Below are 13,432 nucleotides of genomic sequence, written 5' to 3'. Positions count from 1 at the left end.
TCGAATCGAACTGACGCTTTAAGAGTAACGCCAATAGGAGGCTGAAATGCAAGATTCCGATCAGACGCCCAAGACGGTCGCCGAAGAAGGCACTTTCCCTCTGGTCGCATTAGGCGCCTCTGCCGGCGGCCTAAAGCCTTTGGAAGATTTTTTCAATTCAGCCCCTGTAAATGAAGGCTGGTCCTTCGTTGTCATCCAGCATTTGTCGCCAGACTACAGCTCAATGATGAAAAGTATCTTAGAGCGGCAATCACACCTCCGTATTCAACACGTGCAAGACGGTTTAACCATTGAACCGAATACGATTTATCTGAACAGGCCCAGCGAATTTTTCCGGCTTGAAGGTGGTGAGTTCCGCACCCGAGCCTACGATATCGCCGACGGTCTGCCGCATTTGCCAATCGATTATTTCTTCAATTCGCTCTGTGGTCGCGATCCGGCCCGCACATTCGCGATCATCCTTTCGGGCTCGGGCTCTGACGGGGCAAGAGGCGCCACCGCGCTGCATGCGGCGGGCGCCACGGTCATGGTGCAATCCCCTGAAAGCGCAGAGTTTTCTTCGATGCCGCAGAATGCGTTGAAAACCGGCTGCGTAGACCGGATCGTCGCCCCCAGAGAGATGTCGGACGCCATTCGTGACACCTTGATCAACGGTCGTCCGACCGTTCAATCCGACACCATCACCGCCAGCCGGATTTCGCTGGAAATTCAGGACCTTCTGAAACAGCAAACCAACGTAGACTTCGGGGCCTACAAACCCGATCTGGTGCTGCGCAGGATCGAACGACGCCAGCAGCTGAGCGGGTTCAAACAACTGGAAGAATACCTGCAATTACTGAAGTCCAACCCTGCCGCATTGGACGAATTGTATCAGGATATCCTGATCGGCGTGACGCAGTTTTATCGCAACCCTGACGCGATCGCTGCCCTCCGTCGCGAGGTCATCGACAAGATCGTCGCCGAGAAAACCGAAGGCGATCCGATCCGCATCTGGGTGCCTGCCTGCGCCAGCGGCGAAGAGGCCTACACGATCGCGATCGAGATGAATGAATCCATCCTCGCCGCCGGATCGAACTGTAACTTCCGGGTCATCGCCACGGACGTCCATCGCAGGTCGATCGACCGCGCCTCAACCGGGGTGTACGGCCACGAAGCGCTGGAGCACATGCCTGTGGCCATCCGTGACAAATATTTTGACAAGCACCGTGATCAGTACATCGTCGATCCCGGTCTTAGACAAAAAATCATCTTTTCGGTTCATGATGCCCTAAGTGATCCGCCCTTCATGCATCTGGACCTCGTCTCCTGCAGGAATTTCCTGATCTATCTGGAGCCGGAGCCGCGCCGCCGTATCCTGTCGATGTTCCTGTTCGGGCTGCGCAAGGGCGGCTACCTTATGCTGGGTCCGTCAGAAACCGTGGGCGCTATGTCTGACGACTTTGAAAACGTCAATCAACGCTGGCGCCTGTATCGCAAGTCAAGCCAGAGCCCAAATCTGCGCCGCTATTACCTGCCCGACCTGCCGCGCGCGCCCAAGATTCCGGAAAAGTACATCGCGCATACGGAAAGACCGGCGTTCCCCGACGGGCGTAATGTCGAATCCATCGAGTTGCGCAACCGGGACATGCTGATCAAAAGCTACAATGCTTTGCTGCGTCGCTATGCGCCCTCCTCCATCCTGATCACGCTTGATGGCCGCGTGCTCAGCTGGTTCGGCGCGGCCTCCGCCTTTGTGGACACGATGAACAATCTGGCGGACTGGACGGTCGAAGACATCGTGCATCCGTCGCTGCATTTCGCCATCAACGTCGGTATCGAAAAACTACGTCAGAAAGCGTCAGAGCCTTATTCCCGGCGCGTCACGGTCGAAAGCGATGACGAGAAACCGCAGATCTGCGATGTGACGATCGAGGCGTTGGAACAAAGCAAACCGCCACGATTTCTGCTCGTGTCGTTGAAGTTGGCGGAAAACGGTTCTGACGAAACGCCCAAACCGATGGAGCTTCTTGCCCCCGACGAAGACGGCGCGATCCTTGCCCTGCGCAATACGGAGTTGGAGCGCGACTTGCGCCTGACCGAGGAAACGCTGCAGCAGGTCACAGAACGGCTGGAAGCCAGCGGTGAGGAGTTGCAAGCCTCCAACGAAGAATTGCAGGCATCGAACGAAGAACTTCAGGCCTCCAACGAAGAACTTCAAAGCTCTAACGAAGAACTGCACGCCGTGAACGAAGAGCTGGTGACCGTCAGCGCCGAACATGAGCTGAAGATCGAACAATTACAGGACCTTAATCGCAGCATGGATATGGTCCTACGGATGCTGAACGTGGGTGTCATCATCCTTGATCAACAGGGTCATATCCGCCGGTTCAGCCAGTTGATCGGCGCGATGTTTCAGATGCAGCAACACGATATCAACCGGACGCTGGACGTGGTCGGCCCGCGCTTTGATTTTGCGGACCTCAAGAAGATGTCCGACAAAACGCTTGCCGATGGATCGACCCAGCGCGCAACCGGCCCTTATGCCGGGCACAACCTGACGATCGAAACCTATTCAATCAGCCACGCGGACAGTGAAGGCGCCGACAACGGTGTTGTGATGATCTTCCGAGGCTTCAACCTGGACGACTAGGCCCCCTTGGGCGGCCCGGTCGATTCTTAGTTGAACTTATTGTCCCGCGGGAAGCCGCGCGGGGCCATCCGGCCTGTGCCTGCGCGTTTGCCCAACCATTCTTCCAGATTGGTTTCGACCCGCGTCCGACCCGCCGGATCATGCCAGCTAAGTCCATCGGCAAGGGTGAAGACGGTCAGATCAGACAGGCCGCCGTCTTTGTATTTCTGCAGCCGAACCCCTTTACCGCGCCCCATTTCCGGAAGCTCGTCCAGCATAAAGACCAGTACCTTGCGGTTCTCACCCACCACGGCGACCGCATCGCCCGCCACCGGCTTACAGCACAGCGCCGACACATCGCCGCGCACGTTCAACACCTGCTTGCCGCTGCGTGTCTGAGCCAGCACGTCGTCTTCCCCCACAAGGAAACCATCCCCGGCGGTCGAGGCGACGATCAGCTTGCCCCCCGGACGATGGATCAGGATATCGACGATCTCTGCCTCGTTCGGCAGGTCGATCATCAGGCGCAGAGGTTCCCCCATGCCGCGTCCGCCCGGCAGGTTTGCCGCTGACACAGTGTAGAATCGTCCGTTCGAGCCGAAGACCAGCAACCGGTCGGTCGTCTCTGCATGAAAGACAAAACGGCCTTCGTCCCCGTCCTTGAATTTCAGCTGCTGCGTCAGGTCGATGTGACCTTTCATGCCGCGCACCCAGCCCATTTTCGAACAGACCACCGTGATCGGTTCGCGTTCGATCATAGCTTCCAGTGGGACGTCTTCGACCTCGCCCGCCTCTTCGATCAGGGTGCGGCGCGCGCCGCCTTCGGATTTGGCGCCAAAGGTCTTTTTGACCTCTTTCACCTGCTCGGCCACGGTGGACCACTGGACCTCTTCGGACTCTAGCAGGTCTTCCAACCCGGCGCGTTCTTCCATCAGCGCGTCGCGTTCGCGGATCAGCTCCAACTCTTCCAGACGGCGCAAGGACCGCAGGCGCATGTTCAGGATCGCTTCGGCCTGAACCTCGGTCAGTTCGCCTTCGTCGTCCACACCGATTGGGCTGACATAAGCAGCCTCATCCGCAGCGCGCCCGCGTTTTACCGACCAATCTTCGGCCATCAGCGCGGCCTTGGGATCATCGTCATACCGGATAATGTCGATCACACGGTCAAGGTTGAGGAAGGCAATGATGAACCCTTCCAAGACCTCCAGCCGGTGGTCGATCTTTTCCATCCGGTGAACGGACCGGCGCAGCAAGACGTCCCGGCGATGATCCAGGAAGGCGCGCAGCACTTCTTTCAGCGAACAGACCTTGGGCGTCACGCCGTCGATCAGCACGTTCATGTTCAGGCTGAACCGCACTTCCAGATCGGAATTGCGGAACAGCATGTTCATCAGAACGTCGGGATCGACAGCCTTGGACCGCGGCTCCAGCACCATACGGATATCGTCGGCAGATTCGTCCCGGATATCGGCAAGGATCGGAACCTTCTTGGTCTGGATCAGCTCAGCTATCTTCTCGATCAGACGAGATTTCTGCACCTGATACGGGATCTCGGTAACAACGATCTGCCACTGGCCGCGACCAAGGTCTTCTTTTTCCCACTTGGCACGCAGGCGGAACGACCCGCGCCCCGTACGGTAGGCCTCTGCCACGCTTTCGCGCGGTTCGACCATGATACCGCCGGTCGGAAAATCCGGGCCAGGCACATAGTTCAGCAGCGTTTCATCCCGCGCGTCCGGCACCTTGATCAGGTGCAGCGCGGCAGAGCAAAGCTCATCAATATTGTGCGGCGGAATGTTGGTGGCCATGCCGACCGCGATGCCCGAGGACCCATTGGCCAGCAGGTTGGGGATCGCCGCAGGCAGCACGACCGGTTCGGTCAGCGTCCCGTCATAGTTGTCGCGGAAATCAACGGCGTTTTCCGCCAGACCTTCCATCATCGCCTCGGCGATGGCGGTCAGACGCGCCTCCGTATACCGGCTGGCAGCGGGGTTATCGCCGTCGATATTGCCAAAGTTCCCCTGCCCGTCGACCAGCGGGTAACGGACGTTAAAGTCCTGCGCCAGACGCGCCATGGCGTCGTAGATCGCCTGATCGCCGTGCGGGTGAAAGTTGCCCATCACGTCGCCCGAAATCTTCGATGATTTCCGGAATCGGCTGCCCGCGCCAAGGCGAAGTTCCCGCATGGCATAGAGAATCCGGCGGTGGACCGGCTTCAGCCCATCGCGCGCATCCGGCAGGGCACGGTGCATAATCGTGGAAAGCGCATAGGTCAGGTACCTGTCACCGATGGCACGGGACAGCGGCTCTGTGCTTTCAGCACCGCCCATATTGGGGTCATCTACCAGATCGCTCATAGATGATGTGTACTCTGAGTCGTCTGGGACGGTAAAGGTCACACCTTAAAATTAACCGTTAGTTAAACTTCTAAACCCCACGAATCGGATTATAAGGAACTCTCAGGTTCACAAGTCGTTGACTCACCGCTGATAATCGGAGCCAACCATGTCTAAGTTCATCTTCCTCACTTTCATCTTCCTCGCCTGGGCGTTCTACGAGATGAGCGGCGGCCAAGATTTCGAACCCATGGTCCCCACGGCCGAGGCTGAGCCGGCAAAGAAAGACGCCATTCAGGTGTCGACCCGGTCTGAAGACGCGGCCACTGATACGACGCCCGTGATCGCCCCCAAGGCGACGCAACCTGCCGTCACCCGCGTGGCATTTTCTCAGCCCAACTTCGATCTGCGCACCCCGAACGAAGAAGAACTTGCCGCCGTTGATCCGGCCGTTCTTGCGTCGTTCGGCAACGTGGTCGGCCGCGAACAGGAAGCCCCCGGCGCGGCCCCTGCGTCCGGCGCGATCGAAGTGGCCGTAGATAACGTCGGCCCCGATATGCGGTCGGTCACCGGCAACCGCGTGAACATGCGCAATGGCCCTGGCACCAACTATTCTATCGTGGGCCGTCTGGCGCGCGGTGACGAGGTCGAAGTGCTGTCTGACCCCGGCAACGGCTGGCTGAAACTGCGGGTCAGCGAATCCGGTCGCATCGGCTGGATGGCAGACTTCCTGCTGACCGCCGCCGATTGATCCAGCTAGCCTGACACCACCAATGCCCGACCGCACGATCCTCATCACAGGATGCTCTTCGGGCATTGGCTATCATGCGGCGCATGGCCTTCGGGAAAAAGGCTGGCGCGTCTTCGCCACCTGCCGAAAAGACGATGATGTTAACCGCTTGCGGGATGAAGGATTCGACTCGTACCGCTTGGATTACACCGACCCCGACAGCATTGGCGACGCGTTGGACAAGGTGCTGGCCGCGACGGGTGGTACTCTTGACGCCCTGTACAACAACGGGGCCATCGCCCTGCCCGGCGCGTCCGAAGACCTGCCGCGCGAAGCGCTGGCCCTGACATTCGACACGAACCTTTTCGGCCCCCATGACCTGACCCGCCGGGTAATCCCCGTGATGCGGTCGCAGGGCCATGGACGTATCATCAATTGTTCCTCGGTCTTGGGCCTTGTGACCGCGCCTTGGCGATCGGCCTATGTCGCATCCAAATTCGCTTTGGAGGGCCTGACCGACACTCTGCGGATCGAAATGCGCGATACGCCGATTCATGTCATCCTGCTAGAGCCCGGCCCGATCACCAGCCAGATCCGCAAAAACAGTCAGCCGCTGTTCGAACGGTTTATCGATTGGGAAAACTCCCCCCGCAAAGCGCAATATGAGGCGACGTTGCTAAAGCGCCTGTATGCCGCGCCAAAGCGTGATCCCTTTGAGCTGGGCCCCGAGGCGACCACGGCCGCCCTGCTCCGCGCGCTAGAGGCCCCACGCCCCCGCGCCCGGTATCGCGTCACCACACCGACGCACGCGATGAACGTGGCGCGACGCCTTCTGCCGACCCGTGCGCTGGACTGGATTCTGGCCAAAGGCTGACCTGCGCGGAAATGGCGGGTTCGCTTTTCCCGCGCAGACCGCTACATCAGGCAAAACCGCAGGAGGACCCAATGCTCCAAGACCCGTTATTTATCATCGTCGCGCTGGCCGTTTTGGTCGTGGCCGGCATCCTTCTTTACGGCATCGGTGGCTTTGCCGTCGGATCTGACGGAAAAAAGGCCAATAAGGTCATGCAGTTGCGGATCATCGCACAGCTGGTCGCGGTCATCCTGATCCTTGGTTTCGTCTGGCTGCGGCGCGGAGGCTGAAATGGTTGTCCTGTCCAAAATTTACACCCGTACCGGCGACGCTGGCGAAACCGCCCTTGGCGATGGCACCCGCGTGCCCAAACCATCTCTGCGTGTCGAAGCCTACGGAACGGTCGATGAAACCAACGCGGTCACCGGGCTTGCCCGCCTGCATTCGACAGGCGAAATGGACGAGGCGCTGGCCCGCATCCAGAATGACCTGTTCGATCTGGGCGCTGACCTTTGCCGCCCGAACATGGCCGCCGATGCGCAGGCCGAGTATCCACCGCTGCGTATGATCGCCAGCCAAGTGGACCGGCTGGAAGCCGAGATCGATGCGATGAACAAAGATCTGGCCCCGTTGCGCAGCTTTGTCCTGCCCGGTGGGACGGCCCTGTCGGCCCATCTGCATCAATGCCGCACTGTCAGCCGCCGGGCCGAACGGCTTGCCGTGGCACTGCTGACCGAAGAGGGCTGCAACGACATCGCGGTCAAATACCTGAACCGCCTGTCCGACTGGTTCTTCGTTGCCAGCCGCGTGGCGAACCAGAATGGCGACGGCGACGTCCTTTGGGTGCCGGGGGCCAGCCGCTAAGCGCCACGTCGCGTGTGACCCTTGCCGTTTTTGTCCGCATACATGCGGGAATCGGCAAGGATCAAAAGCGAATCCACATCCCCGGCCTCGTCCGGGTAGGTGGCATAGCCCATGGCGGCGCTGACCCGCAGGATCATCACCGGAGAGCCGTCGCGCCGGTCCACGGGAAAACGCCGCGCCATGGCATTTTGCAAACGGCGCACAACGGTATCGCGGTCCGCATCGGAACATTCCGTCAGCAGGATCGCGAATTCGTCCCCCCCGACGCGCCCCACCAGATCCGTGGCCCGCGTCGCCATCTTGAGCGTTTCGGCCATATCTTTCAGCAGCTTATCACCGGCCGCGTGACCCAGAGTGTCATTGACCTGTTTGAACCCGTTCAGATCGGCATAGACCAGCACTGACCGGGCGCAGGTTTTCAACGTTGCATCCACCCGGTCGCGGAACCCGGTGGAGTTCAACAGCCCCGTCATCCGGTCGGTCATTGAGATTTGCCGCCAATGCTGCGCTTCTTGCCGCAGGCGGCGTTCCTTGGCGCGGGCGGCTTCCCGCTCTTCTTCCAGCTTAATCAGGTGATGCGGCACGACGGACTTGGCACGTTCAGGCGCACGGCGGCGATCTTCTTGGACCAGCACCAAAGGCGCGAGGCCGGGGATTTCGAACCGGTGGCAATAGAACCCCAAAGTCGATCCGTCCGGCAGCGCAAATCGATGAAACCGCGGCTGATCGGTTCCCAGCACATCCCGCAGCAGCGGCACCAACGTGCCGGCCCCGGTCCCGGGCCCGCCCGAGGCGAAGACCTCGCGCATACGCGCGTCGAATCCGTCGTTGCCGCCCAGAACGCTGCCGTCTGCGCGCAACAGGAACGCAACGCCGGGCACCGCAGCCAGCATGGCCACGGCCCCGGCGATATACCCGTCGGGTTCAGCCGTAGAAATCCTGTCCACCGTCATCTTCTTTGGCCTCACGCGCCAATCTGACCGTTACCACACACGTCGGGTCGCCCCGGGAAATCGCCTTGTGCACACACACGTTGGCATAGCCCGTCGCATTTGCTGCGACACGCCCGAAGACATTCGTCGTCATTTGACACAGCGACGTGCGGCCTGTGACCTCGGCCCCGAAAGGACAGCGCGTGTTTTCGAAGGTCACCGTCGCGCCATCGATCGACGTGACCTGAAATTCGCCGCCGATCCGGCGTTTGAATTCCGCCAGATGGTCGCCGACGGATTTGGCGTCCACGTCTTCGGTTGCGGGCATTTCGGCCAGATCGCTGTTGCCGATGCGCCGTCCGACGACACCGATAAAGCTTTCCGCATCTTCCACCCCGACGACATCTTCGATCGTTTCGGAAAGCGATCCGATCATGCGGTTCAGGAATTCTTCGCGATCAGGTCGCGGGCCCGCCGCCGCGACCGGGCTGACGTGATCCTTCATGACGACACCTCTGGTCAACACCGGGATCAGCCGATGCTGTCCCTGGGCCACAGCGTCTCAGCAAAGTGGAAACGAAGGGTTAATTTTTGCCGCTGATGCGAAGGAAGTCACAACAATCCGGCAAAAACCTGATCTGGCGGACGGTGACCATCGGCGAACGTTTTGATGTTGATGATCACTTTTTCGCCCATCTCGGCCCGGCCTTCGCGCGTGGCCGACCCCATATGCGGCAACAGCACGACGTTCTGCAGTGTCCGCAGGTCGGCGTTGTTTTCATCCGTATAATCATAGACATCCAGACCCGCGCCCGCGATTTCCTGCGCCTTGAGCATCCGCGTCAGCGCATGTTCGTCGATCACCTCGCCCCGCGACGTGTTCACGATCACCGCCTCGGGCTTCATCAGCTTCAGACGCCGTGCGTTCATCAGGTGATAGGTTGACGGCGTATGCGGGCAGTTGATCGAAATAACGTCGACACGCGCGACCATCTGATCAAGGCTTTCCCAATAGGTCGCCTGCAATTCGGTTTCTGTCTCTTCGCGCAGGCGCTTGCGGTTGTGGTAATGCACCTGCATCCCAAAGGCATTCGCCCGCCGCGCCACCGCCTGACCGATCCGGCCCATGCCAAGGATACCCAGACGACGGCCGGCGATTCGACCACCCAGCAGGGCACCGGGGCTCCAACCGCCCCAATCGCCTGACTGCATCTGCGCCAGTCCTTCCGGGATACGCCGCGTGACAGCAAGGATCAGCGCCATCGTCATGTCGGCGGTATCATCCGTCACCACATCGGGCGTATTCGACACCAGAATGCCACGCTCACGACAGGTTGCGACGTCGATATGGTCCACGCCCGCGCCGAAATTCGCGATCAGCCGCAGGTTCTCTCCGGCCTGAGCGATCAGGCCCCGATCGATCTTGTCCCGCAGGTTCGGCACCAGCACATCAGCCGTGCGGATCGCTTCGGCCAGTTCCGCACGATCCATCGGCCGATCCTCGCGCGGACCCAGCGTCACGTCGAAGAGTTCTGCCATCCGCGCTTCGACCCGCTCGGGCAAGCGTCGCGTAACGACAACACTTAGACGTTGAGTTGGCATGAAGGCCCTCCACCAGCTTCCAAAATTCTGAACTTAGGGGCAAAGTGACCGAAACAAAGCGGCGGCACAAGAACCGCCAGCGTATTGCGGGCAATTTTGGGTATCACCATGGGGCAGAAGTGGTTTCGCGCAGTCGCGCTATCGTTGTTGATCGGGGTCTCGGGCGCGGTTTCGCCCGGCTTGGCCACCGAAACGGACGGGGCAGAGCCTGAACAGCAGGTCGGCGCGATCACGCACCTCCCCCTGCCGCGCTACGTGTCCATGAAAGCCTCCAAGGGCAACGCCCGCCGTGGCCCCAGTGTCACCCACCGCATCGACTGGGTCTTCATGCGCCGCAACATGCCGCTGCAGATCACGGCCGAACACGGCCACTGGCGGCGCGTCGTGGATCAGGAAGGCGTGGGTGGCTGGATTCACCATTCCCTGCTGTCGGGCGTGCGCACCGTGCTGATCCAGAAGGACATGCTGGATATCCATGCCCGCCCCAACGACAAATCCCCCGTGACAGCGCAGCTGGAGCTGGGCGTCGTGGCCCGGTTGGACCAATGCTTGCCCGATTGGTGCCGCCTTCAGGTGGCAGGCTTTAAGGGCTGGGCGCCGAAAACCGCACTTTGGGGTGTGGACCGGGCCGAACTGAGGGATTGATCCCCACCCAGCCCACGTTAGGATCGATCTGACTTTATTTCAGAAAATCAGTTCCATGATCCGCATCCTTTTTGCCAGCCTTCTGGCCGCTTCGCTATTTCTGTCGTCTATCGGTGTGTCCGCTGTCGCGGCGCAGGAAGGCGACCAGCCCTCTGGTACGATCTCTGTCTCCGAAGACGCGACGCAGGACGCCGCCATCGCGACCCGCATCCGGGATATCCTGTCCGAACTTGACGGCTACGAGGACATCACCGTCACCGTCAATTCCGGCATCGTCACCCTGCGCGGCACCACGCTGGACGCGGAAAGTCTAGATGAACTGAACGGACTGGCGGCCCGAGTCGAAGGCGTCGTCGCCATCCGCAACGAGGTGTCCGAGACCACGGACGTCGCCCGCCGCCTTAACCCGGCGATGGAGCGGTTCGAGAAACGCATGTACGACCTGATCGCCTGGTCGCCCCTTCTGATCATCGCTTTCACCGCCTTCCTGATCGTCGTCTTCATCGGCATCGTCATCGCCCGGATGAAGCAACCTTGGGACCGTCTGGCCCCCAATGCCTTTATCGCGGACATCTATCGTCAGGTGATCCGGCTGGCCTTCGTGATCGCAGGGATCGTGGTGGGCCTTGATATCCTGAACGCCACCGCGCTGCTGTCCACGATCCTTGGCGCTGCGGGGATCATCGGTCTGGCCATCGGTTTTGCCGTGCGCGACACGGTGGAAAATTTCATTGCCTCGATCATGCTGTCGATCCGCCAGCCGTTCCGCCCCAATGATGCGGTCGAAATCAACGGCGACGAAGGCAAGGTGATCCGGCTCACATCCCGCGCCACGATCCTTCTGTCTTACGACGGCAACCACATCCGCATCCCCAACGCGACCGTCTTCAAAAGCCGCATCGTGAACTATTCGATGAACGACGAACGCCGATTCCTGTTCGACATCGGCATTGATCCCAACGCCGACATGGCGCTGGCCGCCAAGACCGCGCTAGAGACGATGACCGCCCTGCCCTTCGTGCTGGAAACGCCTGCACCTGACACCTGGATCGACGGCATCGGCGACAGCACCGTCACCCTGCGCATCGTGGGCTGGATCAATCAGCGCGACACCTCTCTGGTGGCGGCCCGCGGCGAAACCATCCGGCAATGTATGGCTGCGTTGACCTCGGCCGGAATCGGGATGCCCGAACCGACCTATCGCCTGATCGGGGCCGGCGGCGAAGGCCTTGGTCTGACCAAGGACGACAGCGCCCCTGCGGCTGCCGCACCCACCGCCACGCCGGAAACAGCGCTGGACGTACAGGCCCACGCGGACCACGAACTGGAAGCCATCGTCGAAGAAGAACGCCGCGAAAAGAGCGATCGTGACCTGCTGACCCACCAAGCCCCGACCGAGTAACAGGGGCCGATGCATTTTGTTTGCCCTTGGTCACAATTTTTTAAACCAAAAGGGCTTGAACCCATGAAGCGTGCAGAGTAATCAGCGCGTCACGTTGGGGTGTAGCCAAGTGGTAAGGCACCGGTTTTTGGTACCGCGCACCGTAGGTTCGAATCCTACCACCCCAGCCACTTCCCTTTCAGAATTATTGTGTAGGGCCCCGAGGCGCCCGTTCGCCCCGGAATACCCCTGTTTTCTGACGATCCGCTTATTCCAAGCAATCCACCAAGCTGCCCGACAACCCCTGTAGCAGTTGGGGATATAGCGCCGCGCCCGGGGTCAAATCCGCGCCGATCGGGTCCATGACGCCCGCCTTGGCGTCGATGCCCGCAAAGACCGTCTCGACAAGGGCCGGGTTGAACTGTGGTTCGGAAAAAGCGCAGGAAATTTTCTGCGATTGGATCTCTGCCTGAATTTCTGCAATCCGCGCTGGGCTCGGGTCCGAGGCGTCGGCGATCGAAATCGCGCCCGCCGCAGCAATGTCGAAGCGGTTTTCGAAATACTGATAAGCGTCGTGGAAGACGACGTATTTGGTGTCACGGACAGGCTCTAGCTGCGCCTCGATCTCGTCGATCAGCCCGTTCAGATCAGCGCGGGCCTGCGTGGCGTTGGCTGCGTAGGTGGCAGCATTCTCGGGGTCCAGACCGCTCAGCGTATCGGCGATCACACCCACCCAGACACGCGCGTTTTCGGGGTCGAGCCATGCATGCGGATCGTCACCCGAATGGTCATGATCATCATGCGCCTGCGCAGCTTCATCATGATCATCATGACCGTGGCCGTCATCATCATGATCGTCGTGATCCGCATGGTCATCTTCGGCATGATCTGCGTGGTCATCGTCATGCGCAAGCTCATCCCCGTGGTCATCGTCATGCGCATGTTCGTCACCGTGCGCATCACCGATCACCTCAAAGGTTACGCCATCGCGAAACCCCAGCACGGTCGTGCCTTCAGCCTCGGCCAGTTCCACAACCTGCGCGTCAGCGGCCAGCGCCTCTAGCGATTTGCCCAGCCAAGGCGTCAGCCCCTCGCCCATCCAGAAAACCGCATCGGCTCGGTCCAGCGCGACCGCTTCGGACGGCCGCATCGCATAGCCGTGCGGCGACGCACCCGGCGGCACCAGAAGGTCTGGTGCACCGACCCCTTGCATCACCATCGCCACGAGCGAGTGCACCGGCGGGATGTCCGCCACCACGCGCGGCACCTCAGCCTGGGCAAGCCCCGTCATCCCAAGAACCGCGGCAGAGCTTAAAATCAGGGTGGTGCGCATCGGTGTCTCCTTATCGTGCATGGTTTTGATGGACAGGTATATGAAATGTTATTACATAACAATACACGGATTTGCAGACCGCCCCACAGGGGGCTATGCAGGTTCCCAAAAGGGCCAAACCCGCGTATTGGCCATCCCGACTGATCCA

General features: G+C 60.3%; 12 protein-coding genes and 1 tRNA gene. 8 read left to right on the top strand and 5 right to left on the bottom strand.

What is annotated here, in order from left to right:
* Positions 1 to 46 precede the first annotated feature (46 nt).
* Positions 47 to 2,629 carry a CheR family methyltransferase gene (locus ACI3GR_RS12610; RefSeq protein ID WP_407494986.1) on the top strand — a complete coding sequence of 861 codons (2,583 nt, stop codon included), beginning with the start codon at positions 47 to 49 and terminating at the stop codon, positions 2,627 to 2,629.
* A 26-nt stretch (positions 2,630 to 2,655) separates the two neighbouring features.
* Here the strand turns inward: ACI3GR_RS12610 and ACI3GR_RS12605 are convergent, their stop codons facing one another.
* Positions 2,656 to 4,965, bottom strand: coding sequence for a DNA topoisomerase IV subunit A (locus ACI3GR_RS12605; RefSeq protein WP_407494984.1), 2,310 nt, complete (start codon positions 4,963 to 4,965; stop codon positions 2,656 to 2,658).
* Between the two features lie 148 nt (positions 4,966 to 5,113).
* Between ACI3GR_RS12605 and ACI3GR_RS12600 the strand changes: the two genes are divergently transcribed.
* From ACI3GR_RS12600 to ACI3GR_RS12585, 4 genes are all read left to right on the top strand, one after another.
* Positions 5,114 to 5,695 carry an SH3 domain-containing protein gene (locus ACI3GR_RS12600; protein WP_407494982.1) on the top strand — a complete coding sequence of 194 codons (582 nt, stop codon included), beginning with the start codon at positions 5,114 to 5,116 and terminating at the stop codon, positions 5,693 to 5,695.
* Positions 5,696 to 5,717: 22 nt separating this feature from the next.
* Positions 5,718 to 6,548, top strand: coding sequence for an SDR family NAD(P)-dependent oxidoreductase (locus ACI3GR_RS12595; protein WP_407494980.1), 831 nt, complete (start codon positions 5,718 to 5,720; stop codon positions 6,546 to 6,548).
* Positions 6,549 to 6,619: 71 nt separating this feature from the next.
* Positions 6,620 to 6,817, top strand: coding sequence for a twin transmembrane helix small protein (locus tag ACI3GR_RS12590; protein WP_407494978.1), 198 nt, complete (start codon positions 6,620 to 6,622; stop codon positions 6,815 to 6,817).
* A gap of 1 nt (position 6,818) precedes the next feature.
* Entirely contained in the window at positions 6,819 to 7,391 is a 573-nt protein-coding gene (locus tag ACI3GR_RS12585) for a cob(I)yrinic acid a,c-diamide adenosyltransferase (protein ID WP_407494976.1), read from the top strand.
* Here ACI3GR_RS12585 and ACI3GR_RS12580 read toward each other — a convergent pair.
* The 3 genes from ACI3GR_RS12580 to ACI3GR_RS12570 form a co-directional block, all read right to left on the bottom strand.
* Positions 7,388 to 8,338 (bottom strand): GGDEF domain-containing protein, encoded by a 951-nt coding sequence (locus tag ACI3GR_RS12580; protein ID WP_407494974.1) that lies wholly within the window; start codon positions 8,336 to 8,338, stop codon positions 7,388 to 7,390. The two genes, ACI3GR_RS12585 and ACI3GR_RS12580, sit on opposite strands and share 4 nt — an antisense overlap.
* Positions 8,316 to 8,828, bottom strand: a complete 513-nt coding sequence (locus ACI3GR_RS12575; protein WP_407494972.1) for a methanogen output domain 1-containing protein — start codon at positions 8,826 to 8,828, stop codon at positions 8,316 to 8,318. The genes ACI3GR_RS12580 and ACI3GR_RS12575 overlap by 23 nt, the downstream gene beginning before the upstream one ends.
* A gap of 107 nt (positions 8,829 to 8,935) precedes the next feature.
* Positions 8,936 to 9,925: a 2-hydroxyacid dehydrogenase gene (locus tag ACI3GR_RS12570; RefSeq protein ID WP_407494971.1), complete on the bottom strand. Its 990-nt coding sequence runs from the start codon at positions 9,923 to 9,925 to the stop codon at positions 8,936 to 8,938.
* A 108-nt stretch (positions 9,926 to 10,033) separates the two neighbouring features.
* Between ACI3GR_RS12570 and ACI3GR_RS12565 the strand changes: the two genes are divergently transcribed.
* The 3 genes from ACI3GR_RS12565 (at position 10,034) to ACI3GR_RS12555 (ending at position 12,142) form a co-directional block, all read left to right on the top strand.
* Complete coding sequence (locus ACI3GR_RS12565) at positions 10,034 to 10,570, top strand: SH3 domain-containing protein (RefSeq protein ID WP_407494970.1); 537 nt, start codon at positions 10,034 to 10,036, stop codon at positions 10,568 to 10,570.
* A 55-nt stretch (positions 10,571 to 10,625) separates the two neighbouring features.
* Positions 10,626 to 11,972: a mechanosensitive ion channel domain-containing protein gene (locus tag ACI3GR_RS12560; RefSeq protein WP_407494969.1), complete on the top strand. Its 1,347-nt coding sequence runs from the start codon at positions 10,626 to 10,628 to the stop codon at positions 11,970 to 11,972.
* Positions 11,973 to 12,067: 95 nt separating this feature from the next.
* Positions 12,068 to 12,142 (top strand) — tRNA-Gln (locus tag ACI3GR_RS12555).
* Positions 12,143 to 12,219: 77 nt separating this feature from the next.
* Here ACI3GR_RS12555 and ACI3GR_RS12550 read toward each other — a convergent pair.
* Positions 12,220 to 13,284, bottom strand: coding sequence for a zinc ABC transporter substrate-binding protein (locus tag ACI3GR_RS12550; RefSeq protein ID WP_407494968.1), 1,065 nt, complete (start codon positions 13,282 to 13,284; stop codon positions 12,220 to 12,222).
* Between the last annotated feature and the right edge of the window lie 148 nt (positions 13,285 to 13,432).

It is taken from the genome of Pseudooceanicola aestuariicola, from assembly GCF_045763785.1.
Lineage (GTDB): Bacteria > Pseudomonadota > Alphaproteobacteria > Rhodobacterales > Rhodobacteraceae > Pseudooceanicola.
This window is presented reverse-complemented; position numbering and strand designations above follow the sequence as displayed.